Annotated in this window: 24 protein-coding genes; 9 read left to right on the forward strand and 15 right to left on the reverse strand. The window is 49.5% G+C overall.

Annotated elements, in window-relative coordinates:
* Window position 1: 1 nt before the first annotated feature.
* Window positions 2-904: a carbohydrate ABC transporter permease gene (locus AC6I3O_RS14805; RefSeq protein WP_497851560.1), complete on the reverse strand. Its 903-nt coding sequence runs from the start codon at window positions 902-904 to the stop codon at window positions 2-4.
* A gap of 161 nt (window positions 905-1,065) precedes the next feature.
* Window positions 1,066-2,427, reverse strand: coding sequence for an extracellular solute-binding protein (locus AC6I3O_RS14810; RefSeq protein WP_497851561.1), 1,362 nt, complete (start codon window positions 2,425-2,427; stop codon window positions 1,066-1,068).
* 219 nt (window positions 2,428-2,646) lie between these two features.
* On the opposite strand from AC6I3O_RS14810, the gene AC6I3O_RS14815 reads away from it, so the two are divergent.
* The 8 genes from AC6I3O_RS14815 to AC6I3O_RS14850 all read left to right on the forward strand — a co-directional run bounded on the left by AC6I3O_RS14815 (window position 2,647) and on the right by AC6I3O_RS14850 (window position 10,150).
* Complete coding sequence (locus tag AC6I3O_RS14815; RefSeq protein WP_497851562.1) at window positions 2,647-3,990, forward strand: bifunctional folylpolyglutamate synthase/dihydrofolate synthase; 1,344 nt, start codon at window positions 2,647-2,649, stop codon at window positions 3,988-3,990.
* A 17-nt stretch (window positions 3,991-4,007) separates the two neighbouring features.
* A complete protein-coding gene (folE, locus tag AC6I3O_RS14820; RefSeq protein WP_497851563.1) occupies window positions 4,008-4,568 on the forward strand; it encodes a GTP cyclohydrolase I FolE in 561 nt (186 codons plus the stop codon).
* 1 nt (window position 4,569) lies between these two features.
* Window positions 4,570-5,070, forward strand: coding sequence for an HD domain-containing protein (locus tag AC6I3O_RS14825; protein ID WP_497851564.1), 501 nt, complete (start codon window positions 4,570-4,572; stop codon window positions 5,068-5,070).
* Between the two features lie 16 nt (window positions 5,071-5,086).
* On the forward strand, window positions 5,087-5,917 hold the full coding sequence (folP, locus tag AC6I3O_RS14830) for a dihydropteroate synthase (protein ID WP_497851565.1): 831 nt from the start codon (window positions 5,087-5,089) through the stop codon (window positions 5,915-5,917).
* Window positions 5,918-5,998: 81 nt separating this feature from the next.
* Window positions 5,999-6,817: a 2-amino-4-hydroxy-6-hydroxymethyldihydropteridine diphosphokinase gene (gene folK / locus AC6I3O_RS14835; protein ID WP_497851566.1), complete on the forward strand. Its 819-nt coding sequence runs from the start codon at window positions 5,999-6,001 to the stop codon at window positions 6,815-6,817.
* A gap of 110 nt (window positions 6,818-6,927) precedes the next feature.
* Window positions 6,928-7,857 carry an ABC transporter ATP-binding protein gene (locus AC6I3O_RS14840; RefSeq protein WP_497853487.1) on the forward strand — a complete coding sequence of 310 codons (930 nt, stop codon included), beginning with the start codon at window positions 6,928-6,930 and terminating at the stop codon, window positions 7,855-7,857.
* Window positions 7,858-7,869: 12 nt separating this feature from the next.
* On the forward strand, window positions 7,870-9,012 hold the full coding sequence (locus tag AC6I3O_RS14845; RefSeq protein WP_497851567.1) for an ABC transporter permease: 1,143 nt from the start codon (window positions 7,870-7,872) through the stop codon (window positions 9,010-9,012).
* The gene (locus AC6I3O_RS14850) at window positions 8,999-10,150 is read left to right on the forward strand and encodes an ABC transporter permease (RefSeq protein WP_497851568.1); all 1,152 of its coding nucleotides are present in this window, start codon (window positions 8,999-9,001) and stop codon (window positions 10,148-10,150) included. Before AC6I3O_RS14845 ends, AC6I3O_RS14850 begins: the two co-directional genes overlap by 14 nt.
* A 76-nt stretch (window positions 10,151-10,226) precedes the next feature.
* Here AC6I3O_RS14850 and AC6I3O_RS14855 read toward each other — a convergent pair whose 3' ends face one another.
* From AC6I3O_RS14855 to AC6I3O_RS14910, 12 genes are all read right to left on the reverse strand, one after another.
* Window positions 10,227-11,489 (reverse strand): glycoside hydrolase family 10-like protein, encoded by a 1,263-nt coding sequence (locus tag AC6I3O_RS14855; RefSeq protein WP_497851569.1) that lies wholly within the window; start codon window positions 11,487-11,489, stop codon window positions 10,227-10,229.
* Window positions 11,490-11,552: 63 nt separating this feature from the next.
* Window positions 11,553-12,734, reverse strand: a complete 1,182-nt coding sequence (dnaJ, locus tag AC6I3O_RS14860) for a molecular chaperone DnaJ (RefSeq protein ID WP_497851570.1) — start codon at window positions 12,732-12,734, stop codon at window positions 11,553-11,555.
* 173 nt (window positions 12,735-12,907) lie between these two features.
* Window positions 12,908-14,788 carry a molecular chaperone DnaK gene (gene dnaK, locus AC6I3O_RS14865; RefSeq protein WP_497851571.1) on the reverse strand — a complete coding sequence of 627 codons (1,881 nt, stop codon included), beginning with the start codon at window positions 14,786-14,788 and terminating at the stop codon, window positions 12,908-12,910.
* A gap of 15 nt (window positions 14,789-14,803) precedes the next feature.
* Window positions 14,804-15,514 carry a nucleotide exchange factor GrpE gene (gene grpE / locus AC6I3O_RS14870; protein ID WP_497851572.1) on the reverse strand — a complete coding sequence of 237 codons (711 nt, stop codon included), beginning with the start codon at window positions 15,512-15,514 and terminating at the stop codon, window positions 14,804-14,806.
* Window positions 15,515-15,530: 16 nt separating this feature from the next.
* Window positions 15,531-16,541, reverse strand: coding sequence for a heat-inducible transcriptional repressor HrcA (hrcA, locus tag AC6I3O_RS14875; protein ID WP_497853488.1), 1,011 nt, complete (start codon window positions 16,539-16,541; stop codon window positions 15,531-15,533).
* A gap of 598 nt (window positions 16,542-17,139) precedes the next feature.
* The gene (locus AC6I3O_RS14880) at window positions 17,140-17,529 is read right to left on the reverse strand and encodes a hypothetical protein (RefSeq protein ID WP_497851573.1); all 390 of its coding nucleotides are present in this window, start codon (window positions 17,527-17,529) and stop codon (window positions 17,140-17,142) included.
* Between the two features lie 81 nt (window positions 17,530-17,610).
* Complete coding sequence (locus tag AC6I3O_RS14885) at window positions 17,611-17,904, reverse strand: hypothetical protein (protein ID WP_497851574.1); 294 nt, start codon at window positions 17,902-17,904, stop codon at window positions 17,611-17,613.
* 145 nt (window positions 17,905-18,049) lie between these two features.
* Window positions 18,050-19,372 carry a replication-associated recombination protein A gene (locus AC6I3O_RS14890; protein ID WP_497851575.1) on the reverse strand — a complete coding sequence of 441 codons (1,323 nt, stop codon included), beginning with the start codon at window positions 19,370-19,372 and terminating at the stop codon, window positions 18,050-18,052.
* 22 nt (window positions 19,373-19,394) lie between these two features.
* Window positions 19,395-20,138, reverse strand: a complete 744-nt coding sequence (locus AC6I3O_RS14895) for a tRNA threonylcarbamoyladenosine dehydratase (RefSeq protein ID WP_497851576.1) — start codon at window positions 20,136-20,138, stop codon at window positions 19,395-19,397.
* Between the two features lie 48 nt (window positions 20,139-20,186).
* Window positions 20,187-20,918: a polysaccharide deacetylase family protein gene (locus AC6I3O_RS14900; RefSeq protein WP_497851577.1), complete on the reverse strand. Its 732-nt coding sequence runs from the start codon at window positions 20,916-20,918 to the stop codon at window positions 20,187-20,189.
* 76 nt (window positions 20,919-20,994) lie between these two features.
* On the reverse strand, window positions 20,995-21,573 hold the full coding sequence (locus AC6I3O_RS14905; protein ID WP_497851578.1) for a flavin reductase family protein: 579 nt from the start codon (window positions 21,571-21,573) through the stop codon (window positions 20,995-20,997).
* A 62-nt stretch (window positions 21,574-21,635) separates the two neighbouring features.
* Window positions 21,636-23,282, reverse strand: coding sequence for a putative manganese-dependent inorganic diphosphatase (locus AC6I3O_RS14910; RefSeq protein WP_497851579.1), 1,647 nt, complete (start codon window positions 23,280-23,282; stop codon window positions 21,636-21,638).
* A 258-nt stretch (window positions 23,283-23,540) separates the two neighbouring features.
* Here AC6I3O_RS14910 and AC6I3O_RS14915 point away from each other — a divergent pair, with 258 nt between their 5' ends.
* On the forward strand, window positions 23,541-24,245 hold the full coding sequence (locus AC6I3O_RS14915; protein WP_497851580.1) for a S1 RNA-binding domain-containing protein: 705 nt from the start codon (window positions 23,541-23,543) through the stop codon (window positions 24,243-24,245).
* Window positions 24,246-24,319: 74 nt separating this feature from the next.
* On the opposite strand, the gene AC6I3O_RS14920 is transcribed toward AC6I3O_RS14915, so the two are convergent.
* Complete coding sequence (locus AC6I3O_RS14920) at window positions 24,320-25,180, reverse strand: ABC transporter permease subunit (protein ID WP_497851581.1); 861 nt, start codon at window positions 25,178-25,180, stop codon at window positions 24,320-24,322.
* Window position 25,181: the final 1 nt, after the last annotated feature.

The raw sequence follows: 25,181 nt of genomic DNA on the forward strand, positions 1-25,181 counted from the left end.
CCTATGCCTCCTCTTTTCCGTTCAGAATCTTCATGGTAATCAGGGATACCAGCGTAATCAAGATGAACATACCGCCTGCCACGGCAGAACCATAGCCCATGTTAAAGACGCTGAAAGACTGCTTATACATATAAGTAGCCATCAACTCTGTTGAAGTCCCGGGGCCTCCACCCGTCATAACATAAATCAAGTCGAAATATTTTAGGGAACCTACCATCGACAAAATAGCCGCGCTTTTCATAGACGGAACCAAAAGCGGAAACGCTATTTTCCAGAAATACTGCCCTCTGGTAGCGCCGTCAATCCTTGCCGCCTCAAACACATCATAAGGTATATTGGTAAATGCCGCCATAAAATACACCATATAAAACGGCGTAAACTGCCAGCAGATGACCATGATAACCGTCAGAAGCGCCGTCTTTGGATTCCCTAACAAATCTACGTTCCCCCCGCCGAACCAGCCGGAAATCGTGCTTACCAGACCGCCGTTGGTGGCCAGCGCATAGGTAAACAGGAAACCAATCGCAACCGATGACATCAGCAGCGGAATGAACCAGATTACCTTAAAAATAGTAAGCTTTTTCCCGCCAAAATCAAGGAACGTCGCCAGCGCCAGGCCAATTGGAATCTGGATACAGATAGACAGTACCATGATTACCAGATTATTGCGGAACGCAATCCAGAAATTCTCATCTGCAATCAGCGTTTTCCAGTTCCCAATCCCGACAAACTTCTTCGCTGCCGAGATTCCGTTCCACTGATAGGTACTCGTAATAAACGTATCTATAATAGGGTAAACTACATAAATCGCCATCAAGATTGCCACAGGCGCCAGGAACAGCATCGCAACCCTCCTGGTGTCCCTCTGCCTGAGCTTCTCAAGAGAAATCTCCTTTCCACCCATGTTCTAAAATCCCTCCTTCTCTGCAAGGAATGCCTGAAAATGTTTTCCCATTCCAAAAGCATCCTTCCTGTCTTCACACGAATATAAAAAGGGAACTTACGGAAAATGATATGATACGCTAAACATTTCCCGACAGCCCCCTTTTTGCATAAACGATACCCCTACTCTGCCTTATTTGCCAGATATTCGTCCATAGCTTTCTGCATAGCCTCCTGCGCCTCCTGCGGAGTCTTCGTCAGACCGAATACTTCCTGCAAGCCGTCCAGATGCGCCGTAGCTACTGCCGGCGGCAAATACTGGTCATACCATAACTGAATCTCAGATGCATTGTTCGCTGCCTCTACGACTTCCTTCGTAATAGAATCTGTCAGTTTATCCTCAATTCCGATGACCGGAGGAATCTTTCCGTTCTCTACTTCAAAGTCAATCACTTCATCATCCAAATGTGTTTCCGCACACTCAAAAGCTGCTTTTAACTTATCGCCTTCACAGTTAAATACGATGAACTGGTCGCCGACCGTACCGATCATGATAGACGGGTCAGCCTCAGACTCTTCGATTGCCGGGAACGGGAACCAGCCGATCTTCTCATAGAATTCCGCACTGTCTGTTGCAAATGTACCCGTATACCAGGAGCCACATAACAGCATGCCTGCCGTCTCCTGATACATCAACTGCTTCGCCTGACCGTCATCCTCACTCAAGGAATTCACGCCGTCCGGGAAGTATCCTGCTTCTACCCACTCCTGAATCTTCTCGCCGGCTTTGATGAAACATTCGTCCGTGAACTTTCCTTCCCCTGCAACCGCCTTCTGGAACGGCTCAAGACCGCCGTAACGCGCCGCAAGGTTCATATAGTACATGGAACCCGTCCACTTAGAACTGTTCGCTAACGCAAAAGGCGTAATGTCATTTTCCTTGAGCGTATCACAGATTTCTTCCAAATCGGCAAGCGTTTCAGGCTCTTCCAGTTTATACTTGTCAAACATTTCTTTGTTGTAGAAGATACCGGACATTGATACATTCTGATATGGCACTGCATAAATCTTGCCATTATAAGTAGCCTGACCTACCGCTGATTCCATCAATTTATCCTTAATATCAGAATCGCCGAACAGATCATCAATTGGCTGTCCGAACCCAGAATCAATATACTCATACATCGGGCCGCCCGACCAACAGGAATACATATCCGGACACTCGCCTGAACTCATAGCGACTACCAGCTTTTCCTTGTATGTATCATTCTGCGTGGGAATACTCGTGACCGTATATCCCGACTCCGTCTCAGAGTTAAATTTCTCTACTGCCTTCGTGATTACATCCTTATCCGGGCTTTCTGTTCCGATATTCCAGTAGACGATCTCCTTGTCACCACCGGAAGCGCCGGAAGCGCCTCCACCGTCTTTACTGCCGCCGTCTCCGCCGCTGTTTCCGCTGTCTCCGCCGCCGCATGCCGCCAGCGACGCAGTCATCGCCGCTGCCATAGAAAGCGCCATAAGTCTTGCAACTCTTTTCTTCATCTCTTTTCCTCCTTTTACTCTGGTTTCTGTATCCGGTATCAAATACCGGATGTGTCTATGGATATATGATAGCATTGTCAATATTTGATTCCCATAAAATAAAATGTCAATTTTCTATAAAAATCTTACCTGCAAACACAATTTTATATACATAGTCACGATAAAAGAATTTTCAAATTCACTTGTCGGAATCCGATTTTAGTGATATGATAGACAGCGATGAAAAATATAGAAAACGAAACGAAAGGAAACGAGAACGTGACCTATAAAGAAGCAAGGGTATATTTGGACAGTGTGTCGAAATACGGAAGTGTACTTGGTCTGGGTACGATTCAAAAGCTGTTGTGCGGACTTGGGAATCCACAGGATGACCTAAAGTTCATACATATTGCCGGAACCAACGGCAAAGGCTCTGTACTTGCATACACCTCCACAATATTGAGCAAGGCAGGATACAGAGTAGGACGATATCTCTCGCCCACAGTTGTTTCCTATCTGGAACGGATTCAGGTAGACGGACAATGGATACCGGAAGACGTATTTGCCAGACTGACCACATTGGTCCGGAAAGCTATTGCCCCCATGGAGGCAGCCGGTGAGACACACCCGACTGTATTCGAGATAGAGACAGCAATAGCTTTTTTATATTTTCAGGAACAAGGCTGCGACCTCGTCGTGCTGGAGTGCGGTCTTGGCGGCGCAAAGGACGCCACGAATATAATCGGCGCTCCCCTTCTCGCCGTGTTCACCTCCATCAGCCGGGATCATATGGGAATTCTCGGGAACACGCTGGAAGAGATTGCCTCTGATAAATCAGGCATCATCAAGCCGGGCTGTACGGTCGTTTCTGCAAGCCAGCATCCCGAAGCGGCGCAGGTATTGCGGCAGCGTTCAAAACTGCTTGGCTGTCCCTACATAACGGCGGATTTAAGCCTTGCAAAGCTGGTTGAAGAGAGCTATCAGGGCCAGATTTTTTCTTATAAAGAGATGGATGCGGTGTACTGCCCCCTTGCAGGGCGGCATCAGCTCGGCAATGCCGTGACTGCACTAGAAGCCGTCTTTGCACTTCGCACACTTGGCTATTGTATTTCAAATGACGCCATCCGGCAAGGCTTGAAAGAAACCGTCTGGCGCGGGCGTTTCACCTGCATCAGTACAAAACCTCTCTTCTTTATAGACGGGGCCCACAATGAAGATGCTGCAAGGAGGCTCCGGGAATCTTTGGAGACCTATTTCCCAGAGAAACATTTCATCTATATTATGGGTGTGTTCCGGGATAAGGAATATGAAAAAATAGCCGGTATCATGGCCCCTCTGGCAAAATCCGTGCATACTTTGGCTCTTCCGGACGCCAGCCGTACCCTCTCGGCGCAAGAGCTTGCCAGTGTCATGGAGAGGCATTGCCACGGCGGTATTCCTGTCCAGGCGGAGGAGAATCTCGAATTGGCTATAGAAAATGCTATTGCCGATGCCGGGGAAGATGACGTTATCATCGCTTTTGGCTCCCTCTCTTATCTTGGGGACGTGATGCTTATGGTTCAAAACTCAATCATTTTCAGATAGAAAAAGGATTCAAAATTATGGTAGATCAAGACAAAATCAGACAGGCTGTCCGCATTTTATTAGAAGGAATCGGAGAAGATATTACCCGGGAAGGTCTCATGGACACACCGGACCGTATCGCAAGGATGTACGAGGAACTCTTCGCCGGAATGGAGGAAGACGCCGGAAACTATTTAAACAAGACATTTCACGCTAAGGACTGCGACATGGTAATCGAAAAAGACATTACCTTCCATTCCATCTGCGAGCATCATATGCTGCCCTTTTTCGGGAAAGTCCATATTGCCTATATCCCGGACGGCAAGGTGGTGGGGCTTAGCAAGCTTGCCAGGACAGTCGAAGTATTTGCAAGGCGTCTGCAGCTTCAAGAACAACTGACCGGGCAGATTGCGGACGCACTTATGGAGCATATGAAGCCGCAAGGCGTCCTTGTCATGGCGGAGGCAGAGCATATGTGCATGACTATGCGCGGAATCAAGAAGCCGGGGAGCAAGACGGTGACGCTGGCGCGGCGCGGGGTTTTTGAAACCGACCCGGAGCTGGAAGAACGTTTTTTCCGGATGCTTGGGTTACGCTGACATGCCTGCGAATCAGAGACTTCGCTTCATACAAAACCACCCTCTCTTCTGCTCCTTACTCCAAAGGCTTCAGGAGCTTGAGAAAGACCGCATTTTCTGCTGCCACCAAATGAACCATCTTCTAGATGTCGCCCGGATTGCCTATATCCTGAATCTGGAAAGGGACTTGGGCTTCAGCCGCGATCTGGTCTATGGGGCGGCTCTCCTCCATGATATCGGGAAAAGCCGCCAGTATGAAGCAGGAATTCCTCACGAGGCTGCAGGAGAAAAGCTGGCGGCGCAGATCCTTGCAGAGATGCCGGACGAGATTGCATTTACCGAAGAAGAACAACGGCAGATTCTTACGGCAATCCGCGGGCACCGGCGGCTGCGTGAGGATGCCGAACCGCTGGAAACTATTCTGTATGAGGGCGATAAGACGTCCCGGGCATGTTTCTTATGCCCTGCCAAAGCCCAATGCAACTGGAGCACTGAGAAAAAGAATATGGAGATACTGTTATAATCAGGAAGGAGCATTTATGTTTATTGGAAAAAAAGAATTCGACACAACTAGAAATACTTACATCATGGGAATCCTCAACGTCACGCCGGACTCCTTCTCTGACGGAGGCAGATACCAGGACATAGACGCGGCGCTTAGGCACGCGGAAGAAATGGTTCGGGACGGGGCCGACATTCTGGATGTGGGCGGCGAATCCACCCGCCCCGGTCATGTACAGATTACGGACGAAGAAGAGATTGGACGCACCGCACCGGTCATTGAAAGACTCAAACAGGAATTTGACGTCCCAATCTCCATTGACACCTACAAAGGTTCCGTAGCCCATGCCGCGCTTCAAGCGGGAGCCGACCTGGTCAACGATGTCTGGGGGCTGAAATATGATTCCCGCATGGCAAAACTCATCAAAGACTACGGCGCCTCCTGCTGCCTGATGCATAATCGGAAAAAGCCTGTTTACGAGGATTTACTTGCGGATTTTATGGATGATATGCGGGAATGTCTCCGAATTGCCAAGGAGGCACAGATTGCAGACGACAAGATTATTCTGGACCCCGGCGTTGGATTCGGGAAGACGTATGAGATGAACCTTGCAATTATCCGGCATGTGGGCAGAATGCGGGAATTGGGGTATCCCATTCTTTTAGGCACTTCCCGCAAATCCGTAATCGGGCTCACCCTTGACCTTCCTGCCGGCCAGCGGGAAGAAGGGACGATTGCCACTACCGTTTATGGGATGCTGAATGGATGCTCCTTTGTAAGGGTTCATGACGTAGCGGCAAACCGCAGGGCAATCCGGATGACAGAAGCGATTCTCCGGCAAGACGATACCGTCTGTGTACAGCGGTGATCCCGGAAAGACAGCGCAGCGTAGCAACGATTTCAGCGCTGTCTGAATAGCTATGCAGCACATCAGAAATCAGGAGGATATATGGATAAGATTACAATACAAAACCTCGAAGTATTCGCCCGCCACGGCGTATTTCCGGAAGAAAACGTCCTTGGGCAGAAATTTATCGTCACCGCAGTTTTATACACCGACACGAGAGCCGCCGGAAAGACGGATGAATTGGCGGCTTCCATCGACTACGGAGAAATCTGCCAAAAGATAGAACATTTCCTGACCGACCACACCTTCCGGCTGTTGGAACGCGCCGCCGAAAGCCTTGCCGAAATGCTCCTCCTCCAAACGCCCCGTCTTCAAAAGCTCCGTCTGAATATAAAAAAGCCATGGGCGCCCGTGGGTCTTCCTCTGAAAACCGTCTCTGTCGAAATAGAGCGGGGATGGCACACGGCATATATTGCCCTTGGCTCGAATATGGGCGACAAGGAACGTTACCTCAATCAGGCAGTGGAAGCCTTAGGTAAGGTTCCTTCCTGCAAGGTAGAAAAGGTATCCTCTTTCTTAACCACGAAGCCTTACGGTATGACAGACCAGGATGATTTCCTGAACGGCTGTTTATGTCTTAGGACTTTGTTAACCCCTCGGGAATTATTGGATGCGCTTCACAGAATCGAACAGGACGCCGGAAGGGAGCGTATCGTCCATTGGGGACCAAGGACATTGGACTTAGATATTATTTTCTACGACGACCTGATTCTGGAAGAGAATGACCTGTGTATCCCCCATGTGGATATGCACCGGAGAGACTTTGTATTGAAGCCGCTCCATGAGATTGCTCCTTATAAGCGCCACCCATGTACACGGAAAACTGTCCGAGAGATGTTAGAGGGGCTATGCCCTCTCTAACATTACATTTGTCACATCTTCTTCTGACACCTGACACTACCATTCTATACGCCGAAACATTATACTAAAAGCATCAAATACCAGGAGGCGATTCTATGCAGTCAACCAACATAATCCAGATAGAAAACTTGGTTAAAAGATACCAAAACCTGGTGGCGCTTGACCACCTGACATTAAGCATACGGGAGGGCGAGATCTTCGGGCTCCTTGGCCCCAACGGCTCCGGCAAGACTACAGCCATCAACTGCCTGCTCGCGCTGCTTAGGTACGACAAAGGCACGATTACCGTTTTCGGCAAAAATATGACCCCAAACAGTTACGACATCAAGAGGCAGATCGGTGTCGTGATGCAGAATGTCGCCGTATTCGAGCAGATGACCGTCCGTGAGAACATCGACTATTTCTGCGGCCTGTACATCCGGGACAAGGCAAAGCGCAGGCAGCTTGTTGAGGAAGCGATTGCTTTCACAGGGCTTGAAGATTTCACGAAAATGCGCCCTAAGAAGCTCTCCGGCGGTCTGTTAAGAAGGCTTAACATCGCCTGCGGCATCGTCCACAAGCCCCGGCTTATCATTATGGATGAGCCTACCGTTGCCGTAGACCCCCAGAGCCGCAACAAGATTCTGGAAGGAATCGTAGAGCTGAACCGGCAAGGCTCTACCATCATCTATACCTCTCACTACATGGAAGAGGTAGAACAGATCTGCACCCGTATCGCCATCATCGACCACGGGCATGTATTGGCAACAGGAACCACGGAAGAATTGAAGCAAATGATCAAGACCGGCGAGACCATCACCATCGAAACTATCCCATTAGACGAAACCTTGCTTTCCGGAATCCGGGAACTTCCCCACGTCTTTGATGTAAGCTATGAAGACCAGATATTAAAGATACGGCTTGGCACGGCAAGGCACAATCTGGTGCGCATCCTGAATTATTTACAAGAGAAAGACGTCCGTTTCGGCAGAGTCTTCTCGGAGCTGCCCACGCTCAACGACGTTTTCCTTGAGATTACAGGCAAAGAGTTAAGAGATTAGGAGGGATAAGGAATGTTACATTTATTCAGATACCGTTTCCTACAGACCATACGGAACTTCCCTATTATGTTCTGGGCGCTTTTATTCCCAATCATACTCGGAACCCTCTTCTACCTGTCTTTCGGAAGCGCCGGGCTTGAAAGCACCGGGGAATCTAACTGGGACGAGATTAAAGTCGCTGTGGTCAAAGAAGGGGACGCCTCAGAAAATGCCCGCGCCTTTGAAGAATTCCTGGCACAGATGGACGGTGAAATGCTGGATATCCAGGACATTTTCCAAGAGTCCGAAGCGCTGAACGCACTGAACGAAGAGACCATCTCCGGAATCTTCTACGTCAGGGACACACCTTCCCTCACCGTCGCCAAAAACGGCCTGAACGAAAGTATCCTGACTTCTGTCCTTGAGACCTACAACCAGAACGCCTCCATGTTCCGCGAAATCGCAATGACCCATCCCGAAAGCATTCCGGAAGCCGCAAAAGCCATGGAAGAGTATCGGTACGTTACCTCTGAGGTCTCTTTAGGCGGCAAGGACTTGAACCCCAATGTCCAGTACTTCTTCGCGCTGGTGGCCTATGCCTGCCTCTCCGGGGCATTCTTAGGCATCCAATCAAGCGTAGACGGACAGGCGAATATATCTGCCCTTGGAGCAAGGCGCAGCATTACGCCGACACATAAGCTTACTCTGGTACTGATCGATATGACTGTGCTATTTATCATTCATTTTTTCAATATCCTGATTCTGTGCCTGTATATTACCCAGGCTCTTGGAATCAGCCTGGGGGATGACATCGGCGCTTTGCTTCTGGTGGATTTCATGGGCAGCATGATTGGAGTCTGCTTAGGCGTCGCCATCGGATGCCTCGCCCGGATATCCTATGGCATGAAGATGGGCGTCTGTGTGCTGTTAACACTGTTCCCCGGCTTCCTCGCGGGACTGATGTTCGGTAATATGAAGAATATCATTGAACTTCACTGCCCCATCATCAACCGCATCAACCCGGCGGCCGTCCTAAGCGACGCATTTTACTGCATGGGCATCTACAACGACATGGAACGGTTCTCCAGATGTCTTCTGATTCTGGCCGTGATGAGTGCGCTGCTTCTTACCGCTGCATTTTTAGGCATAAGGAGGGAACGTTATGACAGTATATAAAGGATTTCTTACGATTACCCGGCGAAATATCCGGATGATGTTTCTGTATCTCGCAATCTTTCTGTCCATATCGGTCATGGTACAGGTGGCGACCGGGGGAAATGCGGATGAATTTGAACAGGTCAGCCTGAATATTGCCGTAATCGACAAGGACGGCGGCGAACTTGCCAAAGGTCTTGCCGATTATCTAAGCCACTATCATACGCTGGTGGATCTTCCCGACGACCCTTCCATTATCCAGGACCGTATGTTCTATCGGGAAATCTATTATGTAGTGACAATCCCGGAAGATTTTGAGAAACGATGCCTTTATGGGGATGAAATGCTTCCGGTAACGAAGGTTCCGGGCAGCAACAGCGGATTCTATGTGGATCAGCAGATTAATACATTCATGAATGACGTCCGAATCATGGCAAGAAGCGGTTTTCCACTGTCAGACGCCATCCAAAGCGTCATTGACAACAGCACGGACAAAGCAAAAGTGACCCTCATTGACAAGAATGGTTTCGGCGGGCAGCAGCCGCTCCACGCCTTTATGTTCCAGTATATGCCCTATATCCTGATTTCCATCCTCTGCTATTCCATGAGTTATATCATGATAGCCTTCCGCAATCAGGATGTGAAGAGACGGATGATGTGTTCGGCGGTTCCGGCACGGAGCCAGAACTTCCAACTGATACTCGGGTTTGCTACGGTCGGGCTTGCCGTCTACGGCATCTGCGCCCTTATGCCATTCCTGATGTACGGGAAGACATTTATCAATGACCCGAATATGCCCTACTACCTACTCAACAGTTTCCTTATGATGCTTGTCGCACTGTCGCTGTCCTTCCTGATTGGTACGCTGGTGCATAGCGAAGATGTCATCAGCGCCATCGTCAACGTTGTCTCCCTTGGCATGTCCTTCTTGTGCGGCGTGTTCGTTGATTTGGAGATATTAGGAAAGGGGGTACGGACATTTGCACAGTTCCTTCCGGCATACTGGTATGAAGTTGCCAATGGGCTTCTGGCAAATAACAGTACTTTCAGCCATGCGCAGCAGACGTCACTCTATACCTGCTACGGGCTGCAGCTGCTGTTTGCCGCCGCGATCCTCGGGGTCGCAATGGTAATCTCCCGTTTCCGTCAGACTGCTTAGGGACCTGACTCTATCAAATGCCTGAATCCATCCGTACCTTGGATTCTTTTCGTCCGAGGTACGGATGGCTCACCCCTCACCTCTCCCCTGCTAAATAAGCCTCCCCCAACACCTGCTGCACAGCAGGGCAATTCGCAATCAGCCCGTAACGGAAGTGAATCGTCCCTCCGACAGCATCATCTGCACTGCAGGCTGACATCTGCCTTTGAATCTCCCCGCCGCCGTACCAAGGATTGTTCCCATCCTCCCCGGCTTCCACCGTCTTATAATCTGCAAGCCCTACATAGAGGCTGACATCCTTTTCTTTGGCCTCTTTTGCCACATTGGACCACCACCCAAGCAGCGCCGAAAAATCTGCCGTCGCATGTCCGATTTCCCAATATAACTGGGGAGCAATATAATCCACCCAGCCTTCCCTCACCCAGGTCCTGCTGTCCGCATACAGCGAGAAATAAGAAGAAAAGCTGCTGGTCGTCGCACTGCCCTCCGGGTGCATGGTATTGCTTGCCCAGATACCTGACGGGCTGATTCCAAACTCTAATTCCGGATTTACCTCGTGAATGGACGCGTCCAGGCCGCTTACCAGAAGATTGACATTATTCCGCCGCCAGTCCCCGATATCCGGAAACTCTGTGCCATAAGCCGCATAAGTACCCCCGTCGTTAAAATCCGCGCCTGGATAGAAATAATCGTCCAGATGTATCCCATCCACCTGATACTTCTTTATCATCTCCATGACGCCGCTAATCACAAGCTCGCGCACCTCCGGAAGCCCCGGGTTGAAATAGTATCCCTCTCCATACTGCACCACCCAGTCCGGGCGCTGCCTTGCCGGCGACCCTTCTGCCAGATTCTCCCACTCGGAAGCATCCCGTGCAATCCGGTAGGGGTTAATCCACGCATGCAGCTCCAGCCCCCGCCTGTGGGCTTCGCTGACCCAGTACGCCAGCGGGTCAAAATCAGAATCCGGCGCCACCCCCTGCTGCCCGGTCAGATAGCGGCTCCAGGGATAAATCTCCGATGGATAGAGAGCATCCGAACAAGGACGTACCTGCAAGAACACGGCATTGAACCCACTCTTGTCCGCTCCGTCAAGGACAGCGTCCGCCTGGGCGCGCAATTCCTCAGCCGATACAGTCGGTACGGCAGGATAGTCCAGATTCTCTACGCTGGCAACCCACACGCCGCGCATCTCCCGGTCTGCTTCCCGTTTCATGGCGGGTTCCTGTTCTGGCTTGTCTTCGGTCTTCTTCTCATGAATCCCAAAAAAGACCGCCGCCAATATGATAAAAACCAGACTTACGGCTATCTCCATTAAGGTTCTCTCTAATCTTCCCATTTTTCATGTGTTCCTTTTCATACTTTCTCTATACTCTATTCAGCAAAGAAGCCTTTGATGAACTTAATCATCAAAGGCTTCTTTCATTTTATCCATAAAACCTTTTCGTTTCTTACCCGTCTTCGTCTCCTTCTCACCGGAAGCCGACTGCAACGTATTGCCGGACAGCTCGTCAAACCTGCGAAGCGCCTCTTTTGCCTCGGAACTTAAATGCTCCGGCGTCTGGATGACCAGCGTCACATAATGGTCTCCCCGTACCTGTGAATTGCGGACCGACGGAACTCCCTTGCCTTTCAGCCTCACCTTCGTATCCGTCTTTGTTCCCGGTTTCACCGTATAGATGACCTCGCCGTCCACCGTCTTTACGCGGATATCCGCGCCAAGGGCTGCCTGTGCAAATGAAATCGGAACCGTTGAGAAGATATGCATATCCTGTCTCTGGAAGATTGGATGTCTGGAAACCACAACCTCCACCAGTAAATCTCCCCTTGGGCCGCCGTTTACCCCCGGCTCGCCTTTCTCACGAATCCGCACACTCTGTCCATTGTCGATTCCGGCAGGAATCGTCACGGCAATCTTCTTACGGTTGGAGGTATATCCCGTTCCGCCGCAGTCCGGACACTTATCCCGGATAATCTTACCTGTTCCACCGCAGTCCGGACAAGTCTGTACGTTCTGAACCATCCCGAAGAAGGACTGCTGGGTATAGACCACCTGGCCTTTTCCTCCGCACTTAGGACAGGTTTCTGGTGAAGTACCCGGTTTCGCACCCGTACCGTTACATTTCGGACACGGGTCTTTTAGTACCATATCCAGCTCTTTCTCACACCCAAACACAGCCTCCTCGAAGGTAATCCGTACACTCTTGCGGATGTTCATACCCTTCATCGGTCCCTGACTCGCGCGTCCCCTGCGGCTCCCTCCAAACAAATCCCCAAAGATATCGCCAAAGATGTCGCTGAAATCCGCACCGCTGAAATCAAAGCCGCCAAAGCCGCCGCCACCTGCGCCGCCTTCAAACGCAGCATGCCCGAACTGATCGTACTGGCGCCGTTTATCCGGATCGCTCAACACTGCATAAGCCTCTGAAGCCTCCTTGAACTTCTTCTCGGCTTCCGCATCTCCAGGATTCATATCAGGGTGGTACTTCTTGGCAACCTGTCTGTATGCTTTTTTGAGAGTTGCGTCGTCAGCGTCTTTGCTGACGCCCAGCACCTCATAATAATCTCTCTTTGATTCTGCCATTGTTTCTCCCTTTCTTTCCTCACGCAAAAACCTGCTGACAGCCAAAGTCTGACAGCATGTTACAGCATATTCCGGTATATACTTACTGTTTTATAAACGTTATATCAGGTAATTATGGGGAAATCTTATATTTCCCCATAATTACCTGTATAAATCCGGATGAACTGCGGACTTTAAACCTCTTTGTAATCTCCGTCTACAACATCATCTCCCTGGAATCCTTCCGGAGCCGGGCCTGCTCCCGGGTTCGGGCCTGCTCCCATATTCGGGTCTGCTCCCTGTGCCGCTTGGCCAGCCTGCTCATACATCTTGGTAAATACCTTCTGCGCGCTTCCCATTAATTTCTCTTTTGCCGCCTTAATCTCAGCAATCTGCGCATCCGTCATATCGTCCATATTGACCTTCTCAAGAATCTCTTTTAATGCCTTGCAGTCAGCCTCTACTGCCGCCCTGTCTGAAGCGTCAATCTTATCTCCGACCTCGCCTAATGCCTTCTCTGTCTGGAACAGCATGGAATCCGCCTCATTCTTAGCATCGATTCCCTCTTTGCGCTTCTTATCCTGAGCCTCGAAAGCCGCCGCTTCTTTTACGGCCTTGTCGATATCTTCATCTGACATGTTGGAGCCTGCTGTAATCGTGATATGCTGCTCTTTGCCGGTTCCAAGATCCTTTGCGGAAACATTTACGATACCATTGGCATCAATATCGAACGTAACCTCAATCTGCGGTACTCCACGCGGAGCCGGTGCGATTCCGTCCAGCCTGAACTGTCCAAGGGACTTGTTGTCTCTTGCGAACTGTCTCTCGCCCTGTACAACGTTGATATCAACGGCTGTCTGGTTATCTGCCGCCGTTGAGAAGATCTGGCTCTTCTTAGTCGGGATTGTAGTATTTCTCTCAATCAGCCTTGTGGCAACACCGCCCATCGTCTCAATAGACAGTGACAGCGGAGTTACGTCCAGAAGAAGGATGTCTCCTGCGCCTGCGTCTCCTGCAAGCTTTCCACCCTGTACGGACGCGCCGAGGGCTACACACTCATCTGGGTTCAGAGATTTGCTAGGCTCTTTTCCTGTTAGCCTCTTTACTTCCTCCTGTACTGCCGGGATACGTGTAGAACCGCCTACCAGCAATACCTGGCCAAGCTCGGAAGCGTTGATTCCAGCATCGGAAAGCGCTCTCTTCACCGGCTCGGAAGTCTTCTCAACAAGGTCATGGGTCAGTTCGTCGAACTTCGCCCTTGTCAGGTTCATATCGAAATGCTTCGGTCCTTCTGCCGTCGCTGTGATAAATGGCAGGTTGATATTCGTTGTGGTTGCGGAAGACAGCTCTTTCTTCGCCTTCTCTGCCGCTTCTTTTAATCTCTGGAGCGCCATCTTATCCGTAGATAAATCCACGCTTTCCTGCTTCTTGAATTCTGCGATCATATAGTCCGTAAGTTTCTGGTCAAAGTCATCTCCGCCAAGACGGTTATTTCCTGCCGTAGATAATACTTCGATGACGCCGTCGCCAATCTCGATGACGGAAACGTCGAACGTACCGCCTCCTAAGTCATAGACCATAATCTTCTGCTCTTTCTCGTTGTCAAGGCCATATGCAAGCGCCGCCGCCGTAGGCTCATTGATGATACGCTTCACATCTAAGCCCGCAATCTTACCGGCATCCTTGGTTGCCTGACGCTGTGCATCATTGAAATAAGCAGGTACAGTGATAACCGCTTCTGTTACCTTCTCGCCCAGATAACCTTCTGCGTCTGCCTTTAACTTCTGGAGAATCATCGCTGAAATCTCCTGCGGAGAATACTTCTTCTCATCGATGGTCACTCTGAAATCGCTTCCCATCTCTCTCTTGATTGAAGAAATGGTTCTCTCTGCGTTTGTCACCGCCTGACGCTTTGCAGGCTCGCCTACCAGACGCTCTCCCGTCTTGGAAAATGCCACTACGGACGGTGTGGTCCTTGCGCCTTCTGTATTTGCGATGACCGTCGGCTGGCCACCTTCCATAACTGCCACACAACTGTTTGTTGTACCTAAGTCAATACCTATGATTTTGCCCATTTTTATTTCCTCCTGTTAATTTGCTACTTTGACCATGCTGTGCCTTACTACGGAATCGCGGTACATGTAGCCTTTCTGGAATTCCTCAGCTACCGTGTTCTCACCGAAATTCTCATCCTCCACATGCATCACCGCGTTGTGGAAATCTGGGTTGAATTCCTGCCCCACTGCCTCAATCGGCTTGACTCCTGCGCTCTCTAACGTGGTCATTAATTGCTTATACACCTTCTCCATCCCCTGAATAAAGGGATCTTCCTTTTCCTCCTCCTTGACAGCCCCAAGCCCTCGCTCGAAATTGTCAACTACCGGAAGAATCTTATCTATGATATCTTTCGCACCTATCTCGTACATCTGGGACTTCTCCTTATCCGTACGCTTGCGGAAGTTATCAAACTCTGCCATCTGACGGGTGAGCCGGTCTGTCAGCTCTTCAATCTTCTCGTCTTTCTTATCCTTCTTGGGCTTCTTTCCAAAGAACTTCTTCCCGGATTTCTGACCGTTCTCTCCGTCTTTCACATCCCCTTCCTGGTCTTGGGCTTCTGCGTCTTCGCCGTCTTCGCAGCCCTCCTGTCCTTCGGCATTCTCTGTTGTCTCGTCTTCACAGCCGTCCTTAGGTTCTGCCTCGTCTGCCGCCTTGGAACTTTTTGACTCCTCTGCTGCTTTCTTCGCTTCCTCTACGGCTTCTTTTACCATCTCTTCCTGGCTTTTCTCCTTATGCTTCTCCAAGGGTTATTCCACCTTTCTATTCTTTTTTATGAAACATCTGATCCAGCTCGTTCTGGAGCCTTTTCATTGACTTTAATACATGTTCATAATCCATTCTCTTTGGTCCGATAATACCTATCGTTCCCTTCATGCCGTCACCTAATTCATAAGTTGCGGTAACAACGCTGCAGTCTTTCATCGTCTGAACCGGGGTCTCATCTCCAATGTATACCTGAATTCCGGTATTGTCATCCTTCGCTAGTGTCTGTGTCACTAGTTCCGTCAACTGCTGCTTTTCCTCAAACGCATTGATAATCTCCTGTGCGCTCTGGTTATCGCTGAGTTCTGGATACTTAAAAATATTCGTCGCACCGCTCGTGTAGATCTGCATATCCTCATCTATCTGAATCGCATCCGCCACTGCATCCAATACATTACTGATTACGCTGCTGTGTATTCCTGCCTGTTCTTTCAGCCTTGCAATCAATCCCAGATTGATCTCTTCAATGGACATGCCATTCAGCGTCGTATTAAGGAGCATATTCAGCTTCAACAGATTCTCATTGCTTAGAGCCTCATCCACACGGATAATCTTACTCTTAATTACATTGCCGCCAAGTACGATTACCGCAATCACCTGTTCCGCGTCCACCATAGATAACTGGATAAACTTAATCTTATTCGCGTTATTCATAGGAGTGGAAACCATGGTGGCATAATTCGTATTGCTTGCCAAAACTCTCGCTGCCTGCTTGAGGAGCTGTTCCATCCGGTCTGCCTTGTCAAGCATCTGCTCCTGCATCTCATTGAGTTCCTGCTCCTTCTCCTCCATCAGCATATCTACATAAAGCCTGTAACCCTTATCCGAAGGAATCCGTCCCGCCGATGTGTGCGGCTGCATGATGTATCCAAGTTCTTCCAGATCAGCCATCTCGTTGCGGATCGTTGCGGAACTCAAATTCAAATCCGTATACTTGGAAATCGTCCTGGAGCCCACAGGTTCGCCCGTCTCGAGATAATTCTGGATGACTGCATGCAGAATCTTCATCTTGCGGTCACTAAGGCTGTGTTCTGTCACGGTCTGCTTCCTCCTTTCGGATTCTTCTGTTAGCACTCTACATTTTTGAGTGCTAATATCTTCGACTATTAATGTATCACTCCCCATTTCTTTTGTCAACACTCTTTATATTTTTTTTATACTTTGTCGGACGATAGTCCGCCCGCCCCTCAGGGGCATGCTTTTCGGGACGCCAAAAAATGTGTCAGCACACTAGAACCGGACGTGTATATTACAACGATGGAAAACAAAGATGGGGAAGAGATTCCATTTATATACGAAAGCAACCAGTCATGGATGTACTGCATACATCAAGAACTTTCCGATCATGAAATCCGCGACATATACAAGGGATTATGGGAAATCGAAGAATCTTTCAAGATTTGGTAATTATGCGCGTTTTAGAGCTGCTCATAGAAAAACGCCATTCTTTGGCTTAGACGATCAAAATAGTCAGAAATCCGGTGAAGGCTGAAAGCCCGTTTAATTCAGCCTTCACCGGGTTCCTGTAAGAAAATATAATTGGTCAACACCAAGGAAAGAGGTTCGATTTTTTCACAAATCGTTTTACCCTACCCAAATTTGTATCTTAGTTTAAAAAACGCAAAAAAGATTCGTAAAAAAACTTCTCCTTTTTTTCTTTACTATCCTGAGGTATTCCTAAACTGTCAAGCGCCTTTTGAACCGCTGCTTTTGCTGAATACACAGTATTCCCCAGGATATCACGTCCTCCACCATTATAAGCGCTCACCAATGACATGGCAAACAGACTCGTAAGGCACGTAAGCTTGCCTCCTGAATTCACTCCATACCCATACCCATTTATACCACATTCTTTCTCCGCTTTATTCCAGGCTTCTTTCACTTCATTTGGCGCTTCCGATCCCAGAATGTCCAGTCCATCAAATGACTTTTTGTTTTTGACACTCTTATTATTATAGGTATTCACATAATTATTTGTACAAAAACCTATTTCCATGAAAATCCATCTCCCAGCTTATAAAACATTAATCCATGTACTGAACTCTTTAGATACATCTTCCCCATATCCGTATGTAAATTAGCTCAACTCAATCTTTGCCGCTTCCTCCGGCTTAAACTCATTCTCCAAGTCATAGATATTATGCCCGGTAGACTCCCCCAATACTCGTCCCTCCAAAGAATAGCAGCGGATGAACCTCTTAACATCAATACTGGACCAATGTTCCACATCCCAGCTCATGTAGCCGTCCGCATCCGACTTCTTCTCCTTCAGATAAAGATCTACCTGACGGCCATCCCGCATAATGTCAATCAGGCCCTTGGTTCCATTTACTTCTACTTCTTCTTTTTTTACTGCGTCATACACTTTCATTGTTATATTCCCTCCTAAATATAAGAACGCCCCGGCATCTTTCCTGCACATCCCGGCTTTCGCCGCCGCACAGGGCTTTACGGAAACGCTCTGCTTCTATGCTTCGATTATACTCTCTCAGATATAAAATGTAAACCCCTCCTTGCTACTGAGCGGATTCCCGGATAAATTCCATCCACTCCCGGATTTCCTTCTCATGCCCGTTGATCCCCGGCTCATAGAACCTTGCGTCCCGAATCTCATCGGGAAGATACTGCTGCTTTACATAATGGTTGGGATAGTCATGGGCATACCGATACCCAATCCCATGTCCAAGTTTCTTTGAGCCTTTATAATGGGCATCCTGCAAATGGGCCGGAACCGTAGTTTTATGGCTCTTTACATTTTCCAATGCGGCGAAAACAGCATTACATGCCGAATTACTCTTAGGCGCCGTCGCCACATACAAAACTGCCTGAGACAAGATAATCTGCGCCTCCGGCATCCCAATTCGCTCCACCGCCTGTGCCGCTGACACCGCCACGGTAAGAGCCATAGGGTCTGCATTTCCCACATCCTCAGAGGCACAAATCATAATCCTTCTGGCTATAAACTTAATATCCTCCCCCGCATACAGCATTTTCGCAAGATAATAGACCGCTGCATCCGGGTCGGACCCCCGCATACTTTTGATAAATGCAGAAATTGTATCGTAATGGTTGTCCCCCGTCTTGTCATAACGCACCACACGCTTCTGGATACACTCCGACGCTACCTCCAGAGTGATATGAATCTTGCCGTCCGCACCCCGGTCCGTCGTCAATATCCCAAGCTCCACGGCATTCAGGGCATTCCTGGCGTCCCCTCCGGAAATATCTGCCAGGAATTCCAGCGCATCGTCATCTATTTCCGCATCGTAGCTCCCCATGCCCTTTTCCACGTCATAGACCGCCCGCCTAAGCACCGTCTTGATGTCCTCCTTATCCAGAGGATGCAGTTCAAAGATGCTGGATCTAGAAATCAGGGCGCCATTTACCTCAAAATACGGGTTCTCCGTGGTCGCCCCTATGAGGATAACCGTCCCATCCTCCACAAATGGAAGGAGATAGTCCTGCTGCCCCTTATTGAATCTGTGAATCTCATCTACAAACAGAATCGTCCGCTTCTGGTACATGCCCAGCGTCTCCTTCGCCTGCTGCACCACGGCTTCCATATCCTTCTTCCCTGCCACCGTCGCATTAATCTGGCTAAACTCTGCGCTGGTCGTATTGGCAATCACCTTTGCAAGGGTCGTCTTCCCCGTCCCCGGCGGCCCGTAAAAGATAATGGAGCTTAACTTATCCGCCTTAATGGCGCGGTACAGAAGCTTATCCTTCCCGATGATATGCTGCTGCCCCACCACTTCGTCAAGGGTCACAGGGCGCAGCCTGGATGCAAGCGGCGCCTCCCTGTCCATATTCTTCTCTCTTGCATATTCAAATAAATCCATAATCAGATTCTCTCCCTCTGCCCTATCTGCCGGCAATCTCCCGGATAACCTCTCCGGCAATCAAAAGCCCCGCCACGGGAGGGACAAAGGAAACACTGCCGGGAACAGCCCGTCTTCTCCCCTCCCGCGGGTTTTCCGTCTTCGCCTCGCCTGCTTCCCCAGGAAAGGACGCCGGCACAGAAACCGGCTTCTCCGGCGAGTACAATACTTTCAAATGTTCAATGCCCCTTGCCCGCAGCTCTTTTCTCATTACCTTGCACAGCGGGCACACGTTGGTCTTACTGATATCCGTAATCTCAAACAGCTCCCCGTGGAGTTTATTGCCGGTCCCCATACTGCTGATGATCGGAATCCCAGATGCAAGCGCCCTCTCTGCCAGGGCAAGCTTTGCCGTCACCGTATCAATCGCATCAACGATATAATCCGGTTTCTGCGCAAAAATCTCCCCGATATTCTCCGGCAGCACGAAACATTCATAGGTGACAACCTCCGTCTGGGGACTGATGTCTGCAATCTTCTCCCTCATCACCCTGGTCTTATACTGCCCCACAGTGCTGTGCAGGGCAATGGACTGACGATTAATATTCGAGATGGAAACCTTGTCATGATCCACTAAAATCAATTTTCCGACGCCGCTCCTGGCCAGAGCCTCGGTGCAATGGGAACCCACGCCTCCTAAGCCTAACACCATGACGGAAGCCTCCCGAAGGCGGCTTAGCCCGCCGCTCCCCAGCAATAATTCTGTTCTGGCAAATTCATTCCCCATTCCCCTTCTCTCCTGTCTCACAGTCTTTTGAATGAAACCGCCCTTACATTAATCCATAAGCAGCTCATCCACCGTCACAAATTCAAATCCCTTCTTCATCAAAATATCCACAATCCTAAGGGCAGCGTCCACACTGGTATCATAACAGTCGTGCAGCAGGATAATATCGTGATCCTCCGCTTCCGACACTACCTTATTCACAATCTCTTCCACATTCTTCGTGGTCCAGTCCAACGGGTCGATACTCCACATCACCGGCATTACGTCCAGCTCTTCCTCCAGTTCATCCTGCCAAAGCCCGAAAGGCGGACGCATGTACTCCACATGTTTCCCTGTGATGGCGCTGATCACACGGTCCGTCTCCATAATCTCCTTCTTCGCATCCTCATCCGACAGCTTGGTAATCTCTACATGGCTGTAAGTGTGGTTCCCAATCAGATGTCCCTCCTCGTCAAGGCGCTTAACCAGCTTGGGGTTCTCCTCGGCATTCTTTCCGATAAGGAAAAACGTTCCCTTGATTCCCCTCTCCTTCAACCCGTCCAACAGCCGCCCCGTACAGCCTGCGCTAGGGCCGTCGTCAAAGGTGATGGCAATCTGGGGCGCCACTTTGTCCACAGAAGCCTCATCCTCATCTACCGTCTTCTTCACCGCCTCCTTACTGTCTGCCCTCTGCCCTCCGGCGCCATTGCCGCCCAGCGAAATTCCCAGAAAATGAAACAGACAGAACATATAGAGCACACCGCACAGAATCAATATCTTACAGTATTCCCGTTTTTTCATATCCACATTACCTCAGATTACGATCCCCTTCCTTACTAATGTATGTAGGGGGGATACAGGAAAATGCAATAATGTGCTAACGTTTCTTTACGCTAAACCCAAACCGGCCAAGCTCCTTCCCAAGCCCAAAGTACTCTCCATGGGAATACGTAAGAAGCCCTGTGGAATTCAACTCAAACTTCCCGTCCTTCTTCATATATTTTTCATCCACCTGAACTGCCACAACCTGTGCAAGGAACATATCATGAGAGCCAAGCTCCTTCACTTCCGTCACCTTGCACTCAATATTGACCGGGCTTTCCAGAATCACCGGGGCATAGGAAAGCTTCGCCGCACCGCCCTTCGTCAGCTTCATCTCCTTCCATTTGTCCACATCCCTGCCGGACTTCACGCCGCACCAGTCCGCGGCAAAGCCAAGTTTCTCTGTAGTCAGGTTAACCACAAATTCCCCTGTCTCCCGAATCATAGGGTAAGAAAAACGCTCCGGCCTTACGGAAATGTAGAGCATGGCAGGGTCAGAACAGACCGTCCCTGTCCATGCCACCGTCAGGATATTCGCATTTCCCTTCCTATCCGCTGCGCTTACCATCACGGCAGGAAGCGGGTACAGCATATTCCCCGGCTTCCAAACCTGCCTGTTTTCTGATATTTCCATGTTCCGTCTCCTCCTTCTCATTCAGCTTTTGCCGCTTAAAAGCATCTTCCCTGCCCATAAATTTACTGCTGCAATGTCCCGACTAACGTAGGAATCAACTGCTTTTTCCTGGAAACCACACCTTTTAGCACCACCTTATCCGTGTCCTCCCCAAGGTCAAACGCGTCGATAATATATTCCTTCGCATTATTCCCCACGCAGAGCAGTTCCGTGGATTCATCCAGAATATCTGTCAGCATGAAATAAACCATCTGGAGGTTATTCGATTTCAGTACCTCCGGCAGATGAGGCGTCAATACTTCCCGTATTTCCTTTAGCTCATCCTTATTCATGGAATTAATCTGCCCTACGCCGAACACCACGTCGTTGACCGTGAACTGCTTAAAATCCTGGAAACAGATCTCATCCGCACTCTTTCCAGTAAGGCTGCTTCCAGCCTTGAACATCTCTCCCGCCATCTGCTCCAAGTTGATATCCGCCAGTTTCGCCAGCTTCTTCGCCGCCTTCTCGTCCACCTGGGTACAGGTAGGCGAACGGAACAGCAGGGTATCCGAGATAATTGCGGAACAGAGCAGGCCTGCAATCGTCGGCGTAATCTTCACCCCACACTCCTCGTACATCTGGTAAACGATGGTCGCCGTACATCCCACAGGCTGGTTGCGGAAGAACACAGGACCCATAGTCTCAATACTGCCAAGCCTGTGATGGTCGATGATTTCCACGATCTCCGCTTCTTCAATCCCGTCCACCGCCTGGGATTTCTCATTATGGTCTACCAGAATCACCCATTTCTTACTCACATCCAGAAAACGCCGTCTGGAAATAAACCCTTTGAAGCGGCCGTGCCGGTCAAGAATCGGGAAATCTCTGAACTTCTTCTTCGTCATAGAATCCTTGATATCATCCACATAATCTGTCATGCGGAAGGTCATAAGCGGCGCCTTCGTCATAAAATGCTTTACCGGGATACTCTGGTTAATCAGCCGCGCTACCGTATAAGTATCATGGGGCGTACTGATAATCACAATACTCTGCTCCTCGGCTCTCTTAATCAGCCTTTTTGACACTTCCGCCCCCTGGCACACCACAAGGCAGCTTACGTCAATATCCACGGCACACGCCTGAGACTCGTACCGATTGCTCAAAATAACCAGATCGTCCTTCTCGATAAACTCCTCCATCAGCTCCGGGCTGGATGCTCCCACCGTCACCTTCCCTCTGGTAAAATATCCGTGCTCATTCCCGCAGATCAGCGTCCCATCCAGCGTCTCCACAATATTCTTATACTGCGTCTTTGCCTCAGACAAAATATTGCTGTCATACACATCCATATATGAAGTTGCGATATCCCCCGTCGAGATTACTCCCACCAGTTCCTCATCCTTCAAGATTGGAAGGGTCTTGACATTCTGCTCCTTCATCTTCTCCCAAGTGGCCTTAATCGACACGTTCGGATCTACGCCTTCTATCTTATGTATGTCAATATCTTTCACCTGCAATTTCACGTTGGACAGAAGCTCCGGCGCAGCTACCTTGAACCGCTTGAGCACATAGAGCGTCTCTTCATTAATCTGCCCCGCCCTTTTTGCCACATACTCATCGCCTGTCATCTCTTTCTTCAGATTGGCATAGGCAATCGCAGAACAAATCGAGTCTGTATCCGGATTCTTATGCCCCACAACATATACTTTTCCTGTCTTCTTTCCCATTGTTATCACTTCCCCAAAATCAGATTTCTTTCGCTTCTAATAATAAGAGTGCCATCTTTTACAGCTTTCGTCAACCATAAATTTTCATGAAATATCCATATTTTATTTTTTCTTTGAACATTTTTGTTAATTTTATGTTATAATTAAAAAAGTACGCTGATACCTGCACAGGTTGTCAGCCCGCAGGCTGGTGACGCATGATACTTGGAATGGTATGTGACGACGTACAAGTCTTGCTAGCGAAAGGGAATAGATACTATGAGTGAAGAATTATTACAAGAAACAGCAGCGGAAGCTGCCATCAGCAACACGGAAGAAACCATGGCAGACTTTGAGGAACATTTTGACGATGCCAATCCCTGGAATCTCGTAGCATCCTACAAAGAAAAAGGAACCGTTCTCCCCGTTAAGGTCGAGGGGATCGTGAACGGCGGCGCAATCGCCATGGTCGAAGGGCTGCGCGGATTCATCCCCGCATCCAGGCTGTCCCTGTCCTACATCGAAGACCTTGAGACTTATCTCCTCAAGGATATCGAGGTAAAAGTCATTGAAGTGGATCAGGCAAGCGAGCGTCTGGTACTCTCTGCCCGGGAGATCCTCAAGGAAAAAGAGAAGAAAGCCATGGAAGAAAGAATCGCCAATGTGAAGATTGGAAGCGTTGTAAGCGGAACGGTAGAGAGCATTCAGAACTATGGCGCATTTATCCGTCTCGAAGACGGGCTGTCCGGCCTGGTCCATGTTTCTCAGATCAGCCAGAAGCGCGTGAAGTCTCCTAAGGATGTGCTGAACACAGGCGATGAAGTAAAGGTGAAAATCATCGGGCTGAAAGACGGCAAGATCAGCCTCAGCATGAAAGCCCTTGAAGAAGTAAAAGAAGAGCCGGTTGAAAAAGTGAACATTCCTAAGTCTGAGAGCATCGGAACCAGCTTAGGAGATTTGTTCAAAGGAATAAAGTTGAACTAGCCATCCATGGGTTCCGGCAGACGTATGCCGATAAGAAGAAAGGGGTGCCATCTTACGGCATCCCTTTTCTTTTTCTATAGCGGCAAGTCCTTCTTCCAGAATCTCAGCGCCCCCACCCCATAAGCCACTACGGCCACACCGGCAAGAACCCCCAGTTTCCAGACAAAATCATAATTCACCGCATCGCTTCCCACCGTCTCCATGGCAGTGATATCCAGAAGCCCTACAAGCGTCAGCTGGTTAAAGATGTCAAGCTGTTCAATCCCCACGCCCATCTCCACCAGCTTATCAGACCCGAACACGCCAAGCAAGGAAGCGATAAAACACCAGACCGTAATCCCTCCGCCAAACGTAAGCGCCCTGCTGTTATGGTTGAACAGGCAGCTTCCCAGATAACAGATTGCCGCAACCGCTTCCACCAGGACATACATCCCGGCAAACTTAACCACGGTAGCAGCCACATCGGCATCCCCCGCAATCTGTTCATTCAGCACACATTTGACTCCGCAGACAATCCCTGTTACCACCAACGGAACCAACAACATGAATACCATATGGGTAAATGCCACCGCCCCGCGCTCCGTTGGGGTAGACAGGATATACGCCATCGAACCGTCGTCCACCTGCGCGGCAATCAGGGCATTGGACGCTGCGACTACCAACAGGAAGATAGGAATCAGTACGATAACCTTGTAATACATCGTGTCAAGGATGACGCTTGGGTCCATCTGCGGAACCTGAATTCCCATTTTTGCCATCCTCTCAACCATCGCCGTATCTGCACTGCCTGCAAGATCCGTCTGGATGGCGTCAATCGCAATCGTTACCACACAGCTCATCATCGACATAACCAGGACCACCGCCAAGGCAAAAAACCAGAAACTCCTGATATCTTGCCCAAACAGCGGCCTTGAAAATAATTTTGTTGTTTTCATC

Source organism: Sporofaciens sp. St.21A7, assembly GCF_059728535.1.

Excerpts from the sequence above, each read along its gene's own strand:
- AC6I3O_RS14805 (WP_497851560.1), bottom strand. The coding sequence starts at position 904 with ATGGGTGGAAAGGAGATTTCTCTTGAGAAGCTCAGGCAGAGGGACACC.
- AC6I3O_RS14810 (WP_497851561.1), bottom strand. The coding sequence starts at position 2,427 with ATGAAGAAAAGAGTTGCAAGACTTATGGCGCTTTCTATGGCAGCGGCG.
- AC6I3O_RS14815 (WP_497851562.1), top strand. The coding sequence starts at position 2,647 with ATGAAAAATATAGAAAACGAAACGAAAGGAAACGAGAACGTGACCTAT.
- folE (WP_497851563.1), top strand. The coding sequence starts at position 4,008 with ATGGTAGATCAAGACAAAATCAGACAGGCTGTCCGCATTTTATTAGAA.
- AC6I3O_RS14825 (WP_497851564.1), top strand. The coding sequence starts at position 4,570 with ATGCCTGCGAATCAGAGACTTCGCTTCATACAAAACCACCCTCTCTTC.
- folP (WP_497851565.1), top strand. The coding sequence starts at position 5,087 with ATGTTTATTGGAAAAAAAGAATTCGACACAACTAGAAATACTTACATC.
- folK (WP_497851566.1), top strand. The coding sequence starts at position 5,999 with ATGGATAAGATTACAATACAAAACCTCGAAGTATTCGCCCGCCACGGC.
- AC6I3O_RS14845 (WP_497851567.1), top strand. The coding sequence starts at position 7,870 with ATGTTACATTTATTCAGATACCGTTTCCTACAGACCATACGGAACTTC.
- AC6I3O_RS14850 (WP_497851568.1), top strand. The coding sequence starts at position 8,999 with ATGACAGTATATAAAGGATTTCTTACGATTACCCGGCGAAATATCCGG.
- AC6I3O_RS14855 (WP_497851569.1), bottom strand. The coding sequence starts at position 11,489 with ATGGGAAGATTAGAGAGAACCTTAATGGAGATAGCCGTAAGTCTGGTT.
- dnaJ (WP_497851570.1), bottom strand. The coding sequence starts at position 12,734 with ATGGCAGAATCAAAGAGAGATTATTATGAGGTGCTGGGCGTCAGCAAA.
- dnaK (WP_497851571.1), bottom strand. The coding sequence starts at position 14,788 with ATGGGCAAAATCATAGGTATTGACTTAGGTACAACAAACAGTTGTGTG.
- hrcA (WP_497853488.1), bottom strand. The coding sequence starts at position 16,541 with ATGAAGATTCTGCATGCAGTCATCCAGAATTATCTCGAGACGGGCGAA.
- AC6I3O_RS14880 (WP_497851573.1), bottom strand. The coding sequence starts at position 17,529 with ATGGAAATAGGTTTTTGTACAAATAATTATGTGAATACCTATAATAAT.
- AC6I3O_RS14885 (WP_497851574.1), bottom strand. The coding sequence starts at position 17,904 with ATGAAAGTGTATGACGCAGTAAAAAAAGAAGAAGTAGAAGTAAATGGA.
- AC6I3O_RS14890 (WP_497851575.1), bottom strand. The coding sequence starts at position 19,372 with ATGGATTTATTTGAATATGCAAGAGAGAAGAATATGGACAGGGAGGCG.
- AC6I3O_RS14895 (WP_497851576.1), bottom strand. The coding sequence starts at position 20,138 with ATGGGGAATGAATTTGCCAGAACAGAATTATTGCTGGGGAGCGGCGGG.
- AC6I3O_RS14900 (WP_497851577.1), bottom strand. The coding sequence starts at position 20,918 with ATGAAAAAACGGGAATACTGTAAGATATTGATTCTGTGCGGTGTGCTC.
- AC6I3O_RS14905 (WP_497851578.1), bottom strand. The coding sequence starts at position 21,573 with ATGGAAATATCAGAAAACAGGCAGGTTTGGAAGCCGGGGAATATGCTG.
- AC6I3O_RS14910 (WP_497851579.1), bottom strand. The coding sequence starts at position 23,282 with ATGGGAAAGAAGACAGGAAAAGTATATGTTGTGGGGCATAAGAATCCG.
- AC6I3O_RS14915 (WP_497851580.1), top strand. The coding sequence starts at position 23,541 with ATGAGTGAAGAATTATTACAAGAAACAGCAGCGGAAGCTGCCATCAGC.
- AC6I3O_RS14920 (WP_497851581.1), bottom strand. The coding sequence starts at position 25,180 with ATGAAAACAACAAAATTATTTTCAAGGCCGCTGTTTGGGCAAGATATC.